Genomic DNA, 14,688 nt, shown 5'->3' with positions numbered 1-14,688 from the left:
CGGATCCGTCACCGCATTCCGGACACCAGCGCGCCCCACCGCCTGACGCGGGCCAGGCTGGACTCGTACCGCGCGCCCACCACGAGCAGGGCCACCCCGACGACCGCGAACGGCACCCAGTTGGGCAGCAGGACGGTCAGGTCCCACAGCGGCGGCCCGAAGGCCCGCAGCGACGACACCAGCAGGGCGGTCGCGCCCAGGACCAGCGCGGCCTGGAGCCGCGCCCGCAGCCCCCACACGGCGACGGCCAGGCCCGCGGCGAGAACGGCGGGCACCCGCCAGAGCGTGCCGGAGCCGTCGAACACCATCACCACGGTGGGCAGGAGCAGCAGGGCGAGCCCGCCGCCGTACGCGGCCCAGCTCGACGGCGGCGGGGCGGCCTTGCGGCTCCACTCCCACCCGACGACCAGCGCGGCGGTCGCCGGCACCACCGTGTACGCCTCGGGGGCGGTCACACCCCATGCACCCAGCACGGTCCACAGCGCCACGAGCATGAGCGCCCCGCCGACCCCGGCGAGCCACCGGCGGCGCGGTCGTACGGCGCTGGCCAGGGCGATCACACCGACCAGGGCCAGGGCGAGCGCCACGAGCTCCCCGCGGGTGCCCGCCACCGCGGTCACGGTCACCGCGACCGCCGCCCACAGGGCCGCCGGGATCTCGGCGCTCTCCAGCAGCGGGCTGCGCAGCCGGGGGGCGACCGCCGCCACCCCGGCCACCAGCGCGATGGGAACCAGGGCCGCGTACTCCACCGCCACCCCCAGGGCCAGCGGCACCGTCAGCGCGCAGGCCCCGGTGGCCGCCGTGGCCACGGCCGTGCCGCCCGCGGCGACGAGGGCGGTCCCGGCCAGCGCGGCCGCGACGGCGCAGGCCACCGCGACGGCCGTGAGCGCGGCGGAGAGGGCGTACGGCTCCGGCAGGGCCCAGCACAGCCCCAGCAGCAGGGTGAGCAGACCGGTCACCCCGGGCACCCAGGCCACCCGTCGGTCCCGGAGCGGAGCCGAGGCCACGACGAGGACGGAGCCGACGGCGAGGGTCCAGGCCAGGGCGACCGCGAACGGAGCGCCGAGGACGATCGGGACGGGGACGAGCGCGGACGGGGCCACGAGCGCGGCGGCGTGCGCGCTCCACCGACGGGCGAGGAGGAGCGTCGCCCCGACGGCGAACACACCGCTCAGCACCACACCGAACGCCACGGCCACGGCGGTGCCCGCGTCCGGCTGGCCCGGCAGCCCCAGGAAGACGTGCGCGGGCAGGAGGAGGTCCCCCGGCGCGGCCGGGGACAGGAACGGGACGCGGGCGAACCCGGCCAGCACCGGCGCGCCGCGCGGTCCGGCGACCAGGGGGACGACGGCGAGCAGGACCAGACCGACCAGGCCGAACGGCGACCGCTGAGGGGCCGGTCCACCGCCGGGCGCGGCGCCCGCGCCGGTGGGCGTCGGGGTGAACGGGTGCGGCGCCCGGCTGACCGTCAGGGCGGCCGTCCCGACCATGAGCGCGGTGGCGGCGAGCAGCCACCGGGACACGGGTCCGCCGTCGACCGCGGCGATCGCGACCAGGCAGACCGCGCCGTTCACGACGGCGAGGAACCCCAGCGCCACGGTCGTCACGCCCACCCGGAGCGCCCGGTCGCGCCGCTCGGGGACGGCGATCCGCACGAGGACCAGCGCGTTGGCCAGCGCGGTCGCGGAGAGCACGGCGAGCGCGACCAGGGTGGCGTGCCGTTCGGGCAGGGCCCACAGCATGCCGAGGAGGAGGGTGAGCGTGCCGGTGGCCGCCGGAACCCAGGCGGAGCCGCCCGCGACCCGGGACACGGCCAGGGTGAGCGCGGCGCCGACGAGCACCGTCCACACGATCGCCACGACGAACGGAAGCCCGAGGACCACCGGCAGCGGGACGAGCGCGGCGGGTGCGGCGAGCGCGATCGCCGCCGCCGTCCACCGCCGGTCGGCGACCCTGGCCACCAGGACGGCGAGGACCCCGGTCGCGACGACGCCGAGCGCGACCCCGACGGCCGGGGCGCCGGTTCGGACCGACACTCCCAGGACCTCGTGCGCGGGGTCGAGCAGCGCCGACACGGGCGCTCCCCAGGGCGTGTGGGGCACCGCCGACCCCGGTGGCGCCGGGGAGGAGCCGGGACCGGCGAGCAGCGGGCCGGACAGGAGCGGGGCGGTCGGCAGCAGGAGCAGACCCGCGATCGTGGCCGACGGCGGGAGGGCGGCGCCGTCCGCTCCGGGTCCGGCGAACGGGTTCGGCGACCGCCCGAACACCAGCGCGGCGGCGCCGGTCGTGAGCACGAGCGCGGTGAACGACCAGTCCGTCGGTCCCGCGGCGCCCCCGGTCACCCGTGTCCAGACGAGCAGTGCCCCACCCACGATCAGGGTGAGCGCCCACAGGGCCACGCTGGCCGCGTACAGGGGCCGGGCGGGTCCGTCCTCCCGCCCGACCCCCAGCCGTGCCTGGACGAGGGCCAGGACGAGCACGGTCGCGGCCGTCAGCAGGAGCGCGGCCGCGGTGGTGTGGGGCGAGGACAGCGACCAGGACACGCCCGTCACCAGGGTGAGCGTGCCCGTGATCACCGGGATCCAGCCCAGGTGGCCCGAGCGGAGGGCCACCGCGCCCAGGATGAGCGCCGCGCCGCACAGAACCGCCCAGACGGCCGCGACGACGCCGGGGAACCCCAGGAGCACAGGCACGGCCAGCAGCGCGGCAGGGGCCGCCACGGCGACGGCGGGCAGCACGAACCGGCGCAGCAGCAGGGCGGTCGCGGCCACCGCCAGTCCGGCGCCCAGCAGGACCGCGACGAGGTGGACGAGGGCGGACGGCGACCCTGGATCCGGGACGGCGATCCCCAGGAGCACGGCGGTCGGGGCGGTGACGGCCTCGTTCCCGCCCGACCACGGCGCCAGGGGCATCCGGGGCAGCGCGGGAAGCGAGGCGGGACCGGCCGCGAGCGGCACCGCGCCCAGGGCCACGAGGGCGGCGCCGGCGAACGCTCCAGCGGGGAGGCCCAGAGCGGGCACGGGGCGCCGTGCCAGCAGCAGACCGGTCACCCCGAGCAGGGCCAGGGTCGCGGCCACCGCCCACCAGCGCTCCGGGTCGACCCCGGGGGCGGTGGTGAACAGCACGATCGCGGACACTCCGGCGGCGCCGAGCCACAGCAGGAGCGCCGACCAGTACAGGGTCCGCACGGGACGCCCGGGGCGGGGCGCTCCGAGCCGACGGGCGACGACCGCGTCGGCCAGCGCGGTGGCGGCGACGGCGGGCAGCAGCCAGGGCCAACGGCCGTCGAACGGCGTGGCCAGCACGGTCAGGAGGGCGACCGGCTGGGCGAACACCACCGTGAGGACCCTCGGCCCGGCCAGGGGGACGACCAGCGGGTACAGGGCGAGCAGCGCGCCGATCGCCGCGAGGGCGCCCGCCGCGTACCCCGCGACGTTGGTGAGCCCGTCCGACAGCAGGAACAGGGCGAGGGCGTCGACGCAGAGCAGTCCCGCCGCCAGCGCCCCGAAGGTCTCGGCGCTCGCGCGCAGGCCGCGCCGGTGCAGCGGGAGAGCGACCCCGGCGATCGTGAGGGTGGTCAGGCCGAGCACGGTCGCGCGCGTGCCGGTGCCCATGTCGCTCCACGTCCAGACGGCGAAGACCAGGGCCGCGATGCCCACGAGCAGTCCGCCCAGACCGAGGATGACGTTCTGCGCCGAACGCCGCGTGACCTCGCCCGTGCGCGTCGCAGCCGGGTGCGCCGGGGCGTGGGAACCGGGGACCGGATCGGTTCCGGGGACGCTCACGGACACGACCCGCTGACCGGAATCCGGGCCGAACCCCTGGTCGGGACCGAGGGCGTCGTCCACCACCATCGGCGGGGTGTCGGGCGAGGCGGCCGGATGCGGCCACGCGGGCGAGGCCCCCTGGACCGAGGGGGCCAGGGGAGCGGCTGAGTGCGATGGGGTCTGAGATGCGGGAGGGGTCCATGGGAATCCCTGGACCGAGGGGTCCTGGGGAGCCTGGGCGGCCGGTCGGGTCGGCGGGCCCTGCGCCGCGGGTGCGGCCGCGGGGTCCTGGGGCTCCTGGGCGCCCGACCGCGCGGCGGTGAGGGACTCCTGGCGCAGCAGCTGGAGCAGGGAGGTCCGTTCGGCGTCCAGCGCGGTCGTGCGGTCGACGAGTGCGGCCAGTTCCATGTCGATGTGCCAGAGGCGTTCGGCCCTGGGCCCCACGAGCAGGATCCCGCACCGCGCGCAGGTGCGGGCCCGGTCGCCCAGGGGAGCGCGGCAGTCCGGGCACGCGAGCTCCGGAACCGCGCGGCGTGGTGGGGGTCCTTGTCCGTTCATACGGCCATCCTGGTCCGATCCCGGCGCGCAGACATCCGTACGGATACTCAGATCGCCGTTGCGGACATGGTGCCATCGCCACAGAGTGCTCAGGCGACACTTCCCACAACACTGAGCACTTGGTCACCTCTTGACTCTTCGTGTCCCTTCGCAGGTCAAAGCACCGTAAATCAGGCACATTCCGTAATGTGACCCAAGGCACAGTAAAAGTGGCGTTGCTTTACCGTGACGGTGGTGCAGGCTGAATCCGCCGCACAGTGCGTTCCGCGTTGAGCGGCCCCCTCGCCGCGGTGGGTCGAACGGAGTCCCCGTCCCCACCGAACGGCACGCACCCCTGGCCGTGCGCGCCCCCGTGGCGCCCGACCCCCCTCTGGTGCGGGCGCCCACCTGTTCCACCAGGGACCTCCCTGCCCGAACACCCCCTCTTGGGAAAGGCAACCGTGGTACTCAACCGAATGTCGCTGCGCATCACCGCGGCCGTCGGTGCGGCGACCCTCGTCGTCGGCGGGACCTTCGCCGTCGTCGCCTTCGCGGACGACGACGCCGAGCCGGACGCGGCCGTCGGCGCCGCCGTCCCGGACGCCGAGGCGCCCGCGGCCGACTCCGAAGCCGAGGAGGAGTTCTTCGCCTCCGAGGAACTGACCGACGAGGAGCTCCAGACCCTGCGCACGCGGGCCGAGCAGGAGCGCGACGCCGCGGTCGGCGGCGGCGTGCTGTCCCTCCAGGTCCAGGCCAGCGACATCGTGGAGGAGGTGGAGGAGGAAGAGGAGGAGCCGGGGTCCGACGCTCCCGAGTTCACCGGCGACGCGAGGGCCCTCGCGCGCGACATGGTCCTGGCCGAGGGCTGGGCCGCCAGCGAGTTCGACGACTGCCTCGAACCCCTGTGGCAGAAGGAGAGCAACTGGAACCACACGGCGCAGAACCCGAGTTCCGGCGCCTACGGCATCCCGCAGTCCCTCCCCGGCGACAAGATGGCCAGCCACGGCGACGACTGGCGCACCAACCCCGCCACACAGATCGCGTGGGGCATCGACTACATCAAGGGTCGCTACGGCACCCCGTGTGAGGCCTGGGCCCACTCCCAGGCCAACGGCTGGTACTGACCGGCCCGTCGCGCGGGCGCCGGGCCTGACACCCGGCGCCCGCGCGGCCCCGCGTCAGCCGGTGTGCGGGTCGAACGTCTGGATGATCTCCTCGGCGAGGTCGTCGTAGTCGTCGGCCTGCTCGCGCGGCACGTTGACGCTCACGAGGTAGAAGATCCGCTGGTCCTCGTACTCGAAGTTGATCACGTACCGCCAGAAGTGCCGCTCCGCCGTGCCCCACTGCACGTTCGAGAAGTCGGCCTCGACGTAGGCGACGTCCCACTCCCCGCCCCACGAGTCGGGGAAGTCGTCGCCGTCGACCTCGTTCAGCTCCAGCTGCTCGTAGCCGGTCGTGACGTCGTCCGGAACGACGTTCGTGCCGCCCTCGGTCTCCTCCAGGTACTCGGCGCTGGTGCCCTCGAACTCCTGCTCCGTCCAACCGGTCGCCAGGACCTGGTGGTCCTGCCCGGGCGCGACGAAGTAGACCAGCGTCTCGTCGATCCTGGAGTCGTCGACCGTCCACCCGCTCGGGTAGTCCACGTCGAACCACCGTGACCGGAAGGTCGTCAGATCGTCGTAGGACGGCGGGTCCTCGTCGGTCCAGCCCGGATCGCCGCTCCCGGTCGGCTCCGGAGGCGACTGCTGCGACGTGGGGCCGCCCGTCTGCCGCGGGGGCTCGATCACCGGGTCCCGCCCGTTCGGCTCACCGCCCGAGCGGACCATGAGCGCCGCCGCCACCACCGCGACGAGCACCACGACCACGCCGCCGGCGCCCAGCCCGACGAGGAGTTTGCCCGTCGTGCCCGTCCCGGACCCCCGGCCGCCGCCGTGCCCACCGGAGTGGACGGGCCCGGTGGTGCCGCCGGGCCCACCGCCGTGCGGCGGAGCGGGCGGGTGGACGGGACCGTGCGGGGGCCGGTGGAGACTCGGGTGGGGTGTGGTCGGCCCGGGGCCCGGATACGGACCGGCGGGCCGGGGTCCGGTGTTCGGCACGGGGTGGCCGCCGCTCGGTGCGTGGTGCGCGGGCCCGTGGAAGCCCGGGTGGGGGCCGCCGGGGTGACCGGCCGGTCCGGGCACGGGGACTCCGGCCGCGCCGATCGCGCCGACGGCCTGTCCACCGGTGTCGCCTCCGGGCGCCGCCGAGGGCTGGGCGCCCGTGCCGCCGCTGCCGCGCCCGCTCAGCACGGCCAGCGCCGCGTCGGCGGACAGCCTCCGGCCCGGGTCGCGCTCCAGGAGGCCGGTGATGACCGGCTCCAGCCACCCGGCGCGCGTCATCGGCGGCAGCGGCGCGGAGATCACCGCGGCGATCGCGGCCGTGATGCTGTCCCGCTTGAACGGCGAGAAACCCTCCACCGCGGCGAACAGGGTCACGCCGATGCTCCACAGGTCGCCCCGGTGCTCGGCGGGGCCGCCCTCCAGACGCTCCGGCGGCATGTACTCGGGCGAACCGATGAGGGCGCCGGTGCGCGTGATGCTCGGCCCGCCCTCCATCGTGGCGATGCCGAAGTCGGTGAGGATGACCCGGCCGTCCGTGGCCATCATGATGTTGCCGGGCTTGATGTCGCGGTGCAGGACCCCGGCCTCGTTGGCCGCCCGTACGGCCCGCAGGAGCGACTCGGCGACCGTCGCGGCGGTCTCCAGGTCCAGGGCGCCGCGCTCGGCGAGCACGTCCTGGAGCGACCCGCCCTCGACCAGCTCCATGACCACCCACGGGTCGCCCTCGAAGACGAACACGTCGTGGACGGTGATCACGGTGGGGTGGCTGACCCGGGCCGCGGAGCGGGCCTCCCTCCGCACACGGGCGTGCGCGTCCGCCCGCTCCGACTCGGTGAAGTGGTCGGGCAGGAGCACCTGTTTGATGGCGACGATCCGGTCCAGGGACGGGTCGAAGGCCTCCCAGACCACACCCATCCCGCCGCGGCCGAGCTCGCGACGAAGGACGTAGCGGTCCGCGACGATGCGTTCAGGGTCGCTGTTCATCGACATGTATCGCTCTCTCGGCGGGCTCCTGCGGGTGCTCTGACACGAAGGTCCGATGGCACCCGGGGCGAAAAGGTTCCTGGGAAAGGGGGTGCGGAACCCCGACCGTGACCCCGGTCGGCGGGGCGGCCCACCGCCATGGGGCGCCCCGCCGTCGTCAGCTCGCGACTACTGGCGCGCGTTGGTCATCTTCAGGACGTCGAGGGCGGCGTCGAGCTGCTCCTCGGTGAGCTTGCCGTCCTGGACGTACCCGCGCTCGATGACCACCTGGCGGATGGTCTTGCGCTCGGCGAGCGACTGCTTGGCGACCTTGGCGGCCTCCTCGTAGCCGATGTAGCGGTTGAGCGGCGTGACGATCGAGGGGGAGGACTCCGCGTAGGTGCGGCACTGGTCCTCGTTGGCCTCGATCCCGGCGACGCAGCGGTCCGCGAACACGCGCGAGACGTTGGCCAGCAGGCGGATCGACTCCAGCACGTTGCGGGCGATCATCGGCAGCTGGACGTTGAGCTCGAAGTTGCCGCTCGCCCCGCCGAAGGCCACCGCCGCGTCGTTGCCGACGACCTGCGAGGCGACCTGGAGCACGGCCTCGCACAGGACCGGGTTGACCTTGCCGGGCATGATCGACGAGCCGGGCTGGAGGTCGGGGAGGCGGATCTCGGACAGGCCGGTGGTCGGGCCCGAACCCATCCAGCGGATGTCGTTGGCGATCTTGCAGTAGGCCACGGCGATCGTCCGCAGCTGGCCGGACAGCTCGACCAGGCCGTCACGGGCGCCCTGGGCCTCGAAGTGGTCGCGGGCCTCGGTGAGGGGAAGGCCGGTGTTCGCGGCGATCTCGGCGATGACGCGCGCGGCGAAGCCCTCCGGGGTGTTGATGCCGGTGCCGACCGCGGTGCCGCCCAGGGGGAGTTCGGCGACGCGCGGCAGGACGGCCTCCAGGCGCTCGACGCCGTAGCGCACCTGGGCGGCGAACCCGGCGAACTCCTGGCCGAGGGTGACCGGGGTGGCGTCCATGAGGTGGGTGCGGCCGCTCTTGACGACGGACGCGAACTCGACCGACTTGCGGGTGAGCTCGCCCTCCAGGTGCCGCAGCGCCGGGATCAGGTCCTGCTGGACGGCCGCGGTGGCGGCGATGTGGATCGAGGACGGGAAGACGTCGTTGGAGGACTGCGACGCGTTGACGTGGTCGTTGGGGTGCACGTCCAGGCCGGTGCGCTCCCTGGCGATCGTGGCCACGACCTCGTTGGTGTTCATGTTGCTGGAGGTGCCGGAGCCCGTCTGGAACACGTCGATCGGGAACTCGGTGTTCCACTTGCCCTCGGCGACCTCCAGGGCCGCGTCGCGGATGGCCTTGCCGTGGTCGTCGCCGATGACGCCGAGCTCCGCGTTGACCTTGGCCGCGGCGGCCTTGATCTGGCCGAGGGCGGCGATGTGGGCGCCCTCCAGACCCTGGCCGGAGATCGGGAAGTTCTCGACCGCGCGCTGCGTCTGGGCCCGCCACTTGGCCTCGGCGGGAACCCTGACCTCGCCCATCGAGTCGTGCTCGATGCGGAACTCACTCATTGCAACCCATCCCTCCTGGGAAAACCTGTGAGTCACAGCCTGCCAGACGCACGAACGGACACGGCCACTCACCCTGAGTTGGCGGTGTTGCGCGCGTCATGTCCGATTCGGGCCCGGCCTCAGGCGCCGATCCCGCGCCGCCGCGGACGTCTCCGCCAACCCAGGAGGCGGCGTCGCCTGGGCTGACGGACCCGGACGGAGCCGAGCAGGGTGAAGCCGTCGATCTCCAGGACGGGCGGGTGGGAAAGCGTGGACGGGCGCGCGGTGGTGGTGCGCAGCCCGAGGAAGGACCAGCCGCGCAGGCGCACCTCGACGCCCTCGGGGACGTCGATCTCGACACGGCCGAGCACGGCGCTCACGGTCATCCGGTGCCGGTTGCGCAGGAGCAGGGCCTCGCGCATGTCGACGTCGACCCGTCCGGCGAGCGCGGCGACATGCTCGCCGGGGACCGCCACCCACCGGCCGCGGCGGCTGAGGGTCGAGAACAGGGCGAGGACGGGCTGGGGCTCCAGGCGGATGGGCTGTTCCTCGGCGGGGAGGAGGTCGGCGGTCAGGGCCGGGAGTTCACCGAGGGTACGGGCCTCCTGCGCGCGACCGCTGCGCTCCGAGAACTCGTCCAGGTCGAGGCGGCCGTCGGCGGCGGCGTCGCGCAGCACCTTCAGGACCCGCTCCCGGTCGCGGTGGGAGGCGCGGAGTCGGGCGGGGGAGACATCCTCACTCACACCGCCACCCTAGGGCGTATTCGGCGGACACGTACCCTGCTGCGCGTCGCCCCAGCACAACTCTCGCCGCGTTCTCATCAGTCGACAGCCAACCCGGGCTGACTCCTTCTTCGGCCTTGCGATAGCCGCACTGGAGACGCCGCTCGCGACGGGCAGCATCCACCGAACACGCCCTAAATCAGCCCACGGCGGGGCCGACCCCGTCCGCCGGGCCGCCCGTTGAGGCGGACCGGCGGACGGGGATCCCGGTCACGGGAGGAGCGGCATCCGGAGCGGGACGGTGGCGGCCGCCAGGGGCCGCACCGCCAGGCGCACCAGCGCGCGGACGTTGTCGTCGCCCGCCACGCGGTTGGCGCCGAGCTCCGCGCAGCGGACGCAGCGGTGCACGATGAGCCACTCGCCGTCCGAGCGCGTGGTCAGGCCCAGCGCGACCATCCGCCCCCGGCAGCCGGACGCGCGGTCGCCGGGGATTCTCCGGTCCACGTGCAGGCTGGTCAGGCAGTGCGGACAGTGGTTGCGGTGGGCCGTGCCCGGTGCGTCGACCGGGACCTGGAGCCGACACTCCGCGCAGCGGAACGCCCCGGCCCGGCCGGACTCGCCGTGGACGTGCGTGACGCTCTTGCGGCGCTGCGGGCGCCGATCGCTCGGGGAGTTGCGCCGTCCCACGGTCACACCTCCCCGAGCAGGTCGAGCGGGAAGGGCGGGTCGGCGAGCGGACGCACGGCGATGCCCATGAGCACGAGGTGGTTGTCGTCCGCGGCGACGGGGCCCTCGGACATCTCGTCGCACAGGGCGCAGCGGTGCACGAGCAGCCAGGCTCCGCCGCGCTGGACCGCGACGGAGATCGGCGCCATCCGTCCGCCGCAGCGGGCGGCGCCGCCGTCGGTCTGGTCGACGACGTGCCGGGAGCTCAGACAGCTCGGGCAGTGGTCGCGCGGATCGCCGTCGGGGCCGAGGGCGGAGACGGTGAGGCCGCAACGAACGCAGGTGAACGTGGTGGGGTTCGGTTCGGTGTTGGACACCCGGGAACTCCTTGCTGGACTGGTCGAAAGGACAGCAGGAGGAGCGCCGAGCGGGTCTCGACGGTGGGGCGGTGCCGCGTCAGGTCGCCGAACGGGATCGGGGACGCGGGCCGTCCGCACAGGGGTGAGGCGCGCTCGGCGCGGTCCGGGTCATACTCACCGATCCTTGTCGTGTGCGGGCGCGGCCCGCGGGTTCTCGTCAGCAGCTGTCGATGATAGGTCGACCGGTGGGCGGGGGCAACGGGTTTTCCGTGGGGTCGGGGGGCGGCCAGGGTTGTCCACAGGCGGAGAAAAGCGCTGGATATCAGCGCCGCCCGATGCCTACGGTTGGCTCATGAGCACATCACTCCCCGGCCGTCGGGTGCCCGGAAGCGCCGCCATGAGCGGCCGGGACGCTCCGGCCGTGCCCGCACTGCTCCTGCGCGGGGTCGTCAAACGCTTCGGGTCCCTCACCGCCGTCGACGGACTCGACCTGGAGGTCCCTCAGGGCGTCGTCCTCGGGCTCCTGGGGCCCAACGGGGCGGGGAAGTCGACCACCATGCGGATGCTCACCGCGCAGAGCCTGGCCGACGAGGGCGAGATCCGCATCCTCGGCCACGAGATCCCGGCCGAGTCCAAGTGGGCCCGCGCCCGCATGGGCGTCGTCCCCCAGCACGACAACCTCGACGAGGAACTCACCGTCGAGCAGAACCTCCTGATGTTCACCTACCTGTACCGCGTCCCGCGCCGCCGCCGGGCCGAGGCCATCGCCCGCGCCATGCGGCTGGCCCAGCTCGACGGCCGGGGCGGCACCCGGGTGGACAGTCTCTCCGGGGGGATGCGCCGCCGCCTCCTCATCGTCCGCGCGCTGCTGCACCGCCCGGAACTCGTCCTCATGGACGAACCGACCGTCGGGCTCGACCCCCAGGTGCGCCAGGACCTGTGGAGCGTCATCTCCGCACTGCGGGACGAGGGGGTCACCGTCCTGATGTCCACGCACTACATCGAGGAGGCCGAGCGCCTCTCCGACGAGGTCGCGCTCATGGCGCGGGGCAGGATCGTCGAGCGCGGAAGCCCGGCCGACCTCGTCGCCAAGTACGCGGGCGCGACCGTGGAGGAGTACATCCCGGGCGCGGAGGGCGTGGTCGGGCTCGAACGCCTCCTGCACGACCAGGGGTTCACCACCCGCCGCACCGGCACGACCCTGTCCGTGCTGCGCGCCGAGGAGCTGCCCGACCCGCTGCGTGACCGGCTCGGCGCACCCCTGCGCCGGGCGAGCAACCTGGAGGACGTGTTCGTCGCCCTGACCGGAGAGACTTTCGAATGACCCTGGAACAGACCCGCGAGGACGCGCGCCCGGAGGTGCACGCGCGCCCCGGACGGTTCGAGATGGACGCGGTGCTGGGCGTCGTCGCCCGTGAGTGGATCCTCTACCGCGAGTCCTGGCGGTCGACCACCTTCGCCGCCGTGGTGGAACCCACGCTGTACCTGCTCGCCTTCGGCTTCGGCATGGGCGCCCTGGTGGGGACGCTCGCCGGATACAGCTACATCGACTTCCTCGGCACCGGCATCGTGGCGGTGTCGATCATGTTCCAGTCGATGATGCCCGCCGTCATCAACACCTTCATCAAGCGCCGGTTCCAGCACACCTACGAGGGGATCCTCGCGGCCCCCGTCGACGTGCGCGAGGTGGTGACCGGGGAGGCGTTGTGGCTGGCGCTGCGCTCGGCGGCCTACGGCTGCGTGCCGCTGCTGGTGGCGGTCGGGTTCGGGCTGAGACCGGGGCCCTGGGTGGTGTTCGTGCCGGTCATCTCGTTCGTCGTCGGGTTCGCCTTCTCGCTGTTCGGGATCTGGATCTCGGCGGTGATCAGGTCGGTGCGGTCCATGGACTACGTGTTCAGTGGACTGTTCACGCCGCTGTTCCTCATGGCGGGCACGTTCTTCCCGCTCACCGAGCTGCCAGGGTGGGTGCAGGCGGGGGCCATGGTGAACCCGCTCTACCACGCGGTCGAGCTGATCCGGGGCGCGGTGTTCGGCGGCCTGGAGGTGCGGGCCGTGCTCGGACACGTCGCCGTGGTGCTGGTGTTCATCGTGGTCATCTGGTTCCTGGCGGTCAGACAGATGCGCCGCCGCGTCGTCAGTTGAGGCCGCTGTCGCCGCGCCGCGGGCACGCGCGGACGGGGACCCGGGTCAGGACGCACACCCATCACAGGACGGGTCGGCGCCGACCGGCCCCGGACACGCGAACGGCGCGGGAGACGATCCCCCCGCGCCGTCCGGAACGCGTGTCCGAACGCGTGGACTACGCGGCGCTGGGCGACCAGCGCAGCTCGACGCTGCCCCGGCGCCCCTCGTCGGTGACGCTCATGCCGAACCCCACCGCGCCCCACTGGTCGGGGTCGGCGACGTCCTCCTCGGGCAGCACCTGGCGCAGGTCGAAGAACCCGGCGATGACGGCGTCGTCCATGTCCTGCATGGTCTGCTGGAACACCGGGTCGTCCGCCAGCCGCCCCGTGTCGCTGGTGCCCTGCGAGACCACGACGGCGTCGCCCTCGCCGCTCACGTTCGGCGGCGTCGAGTACGTGCCCTCGAACGTCCCCTCCATGAGGGCGCTGAGCGCCTGCTCGTCGCCGCCGACCGCACGGTACTGGAAGCTGACCTCCTCGCCGCCGCCGTAGGAGGAGCCGAAGAAGCTCTCCGGGTCGATACTGGTGATCCCGAACGCGGTCGAGGTGCCCAACAGGCCGGAGAGGCTGCCGGGGAGCGGGACGCCGAAGGAGTTGAACTCGCGCTCGATCTCCGTGCGCTCGCCCCGGCTCATCGGCAGCTGGTCGTTCTCCCAGGCCTGGGTCAGCGCGTCGCCGAGCCCGCTGGCGCCCACGGCGATGACCGTGTTCTCGGGCAGGGTGCCCATCGCCTCCACGCTCGCCCCGGGCGCCTCCGCGAGCCAGGACAGGTCGGACTCGCTCATCTCGAAGTCGAAGGCGTCCATCCGCGCCTCGAGGTAGTCGCCGTCCACGCGCACGGACGCGGTCATCCGGCCACTGATCCGCTGGGCTTCGACGAGGCCGTACTCATCGCTCGCGAATTCCTCCAACTCCATGAGCGCCGCGCCGTCCGCCCACATCGCGGCCAGGCTCCCGGAGGGGAGGTCGGCCATGTCCGAGGAGAAGACGTCGTCGCGCTCCAGCGGGCCGAACTCCTCCATCTGGTCCTGGAGGTCGTCCAGCATCGCGTCGGAGTCGGAGAAGACGACGAAGCCGTCCACGACCTCGTAGGCCAGGTCGTCGCCCTCGATGTCGGCGAAGGTCTCCTCGGCCAACCGCTCGTCGGTCACCGCCAGCGCGACCGCTCCGGCCATGTCCCCGTCGACGCTCGACGAGTCCGTCGGCCAGACGGCGGCGCCCACGCCCTGGCCGATCCACTCCTCGACCTCGCTCTGACGGGCGTCCGGGAAGACCTCGGTGAAGCCCTCCGCGAACGTCTCCGTCATGTCGCCGTCGGGCTCACCCATCTCCTCGGTGACCTCGTCCGGGAGCCGTTCGACGAACTGGAGCAGCTCGATCGCCTGGGCGCCGTCGATGGACAGGTCGAGCTTGGCGAAGGCCGCCGCACTCGCGGGCAGGACGGACTCGGGCTTCGGGCCGCCGAAGTCGACCAGCGCCACCGTGGCCCACACCGTGCTCGCCATCACCACGACCGCCACACCGACGGCCGAGGGGATCAGCCAGCGGTTGCGCCGCCCGCCCGACGGCGGGACCGGCCCACCCGGGTACGGACCGCCCGCGAACTGGCCGGGGGGCGGACCGACCGGCGGCGGACCGCCGGGTGCGCCGCCACCGGGGTACGGCGGCTGCCCGGGCACGCCGCCCTGGGGCGGCCCGAAGCCGGGGGCGGGCCGCCCGGGCTGGGGCGGCTGCCACTGGGGCTGCTGCGGGGGATCGGGGTAGGACATCGGACCTCCGATGAGCGGGAACTCGGTGTGCGACCACACGGGGAACACGAGATCTGATGCGCG

General features: G+C 73.7%; 10 protein-coding genes. 3 read left to right on the top strand and 7 right to left on the bottom strand.

The genetic code is table 11. The features are described from left to right. Positions 1–8 precede the first annotated feature (8 nt). On the bottom strand, positions 9–4,325 hold the full coding sequence (locus AB0I72_RS12605) for a hypothetical protein (RefSeq protein WP_358566517.1): 4,317 nt from the start codon (positions 4,323–4,325) through the stop codon (positions 9–11). A gap of 455 nt (positions 4,326–4,780) precedes the next feature. Between AB0I72_RS12605 and AB0I72_RS12600 the strand changes: the two genes are divergently transcribed. Continuing rightward, a complete protein-coding gene (locus AB0I72_RS12600; RefSeq protein ID WP_358566689.1) occupies positions 4,781–5,428 on the top strand; it encodes a transglycosylase SLT domain-containing protein in 648 nt (215 codons plus the stop codon). A gap of 54 nt (positions 5,429–5,482) precedes the next feature. On the opposite strand, the gene AB0I72_RS12595 is transcribed toward AB0I72_RS12600, so the two are convergent. The 5 genes from AB0I72_RS12595 to AB0I72_RS12575 all read right to left on the bottom strand — a co-directional run bounded on the left by AB0I72_RS12595 (position 5,483) and on the right by AB0I72_RS12575 (position 10,691). Continuing rightward, positions 5,483–7,393: a serine/threonine-protein kinase gene (locus tag AB0I72_RS12595; protein ID WP_358566514.1), complete on the bottom strand. Its 1,911-nt coding sequence runs from the start codon at positions 7,391–7,393 to the stop codon at positions 5,483–5,485. Positions 7,394–7,555: 162 nt separating this feature from the next. After that, the gene (locus AB0I72_RS12590) at positions 7,556–8,947 is read right to left on the bottom strand and encodes a class II fumarate hydratase (RefSeq protein ID WP_358566511.1); all 1,392 of its coding nucleotides are present in this window, start codon (positions 8,945–8,947) and stop codon (positions 7,556–7,558) included. Positions 8,948–9,066: 119 nt separating this feature from the next. Then, entirely contained in the window at positions 9,067–9,669 is a 603-nt protein-coding gene (locus AB0I72_RS12585) for a DUF1707 domain-containing protein (RefSeq protein ID WP_358566508.1), read from the bottom strand. 249 nt (positions 9,670–9,918) lie between these two features. Beyond that, entirely contained in the window at positions 9,919–10,341 is a 423-nt protein-coding gene (locus AB0I72_RS12580; protein WP_358566505.1) for an RNHCP domain-containing protein, read from the bottom strand. After that, the gene (locus AB0I72_RS12575; RefSeq protein WP_358566502.1) at positions 10,338–10,691 is read right to left on the bottom strand and encodes an RNHCP domain-containing protein; all 354 of its coding nucleotides are present in this window, start codon (positions 10,689–10,691) and stop codon (positions 10,338–10,340) included. Before AB0I72_RS12575 ends, AB0I72_RS12580 begins: the two co-directional genes overlap by 4 nt. A gap of 379 nt (positions 10,692–11,070) precedes the next feature. On the opposite strand from AB0I72_RS12575, the gene AB0I72_RS12570 reads away from it, so the two are divergent. Together AB0I72_RS12570 and AB0I72_RS12565 are read left to right on the top strand one after the other, a co-directional pair. Beyond that, positions 11,071–11,997: an ABC transporter ATP-binding protein gene (locus AB0I72_RS12570; protein ID WP_358566687.1), complete on the top strand. Its 927-nt coding sequence runs from the start codon at positions 11,071–11,073 to the stop codon at positions 11,995–11,997. Beyond that, positions 11,994–12,815 (top strand): ABC transporter permease, encoded by an 822-nt coding sequence (locus tag AB0I72_RS12565; RefSeq protein WP_358566499.1) that lies wholly within the window; start codon positions 11,994–11,996, stop codon positions 12,813–12,815. Before AB0I72_RS12570 ends, AB0I72_RS12565 begins: the two co-directional genes overlap by 4 nt. 157 nt (positions 12,816–12,972) lie before the next feature. Here the strand turns inward: AB0I72_RS12565 and AB0I72_RS12560 are convergent, their stop codons facing one another. Further along, positions 12,973–14,625 (bottom strand): hypothetical protein, encoded by a 1,653-nt coding sequence (locus AB0I72_RS12560; protein ID WP_358566496.1) that lies wholly within the window; start codon positions 14,623–14,625, stop codon positions 12,973–12,975. Positions 14,626–14,688 lie beyond the last annotated feature (63 nt).

Origin of the sequence: Nocardiopsis sp. NPDC049922 (assembly GCF_040660275.1) — a bacterium.
Classification (GTDB): domain Bacteria; phylum Actinomycetota; class Actinomycetes; order Streptosporangiales; family Streptosporangiaceae; genus Nocardiopsis.
The sequence above is the reverse complement of the archived record's forward strand: the minus strand, read 5'-3'. Positions and strand labels throughout refer to the sequence as shown.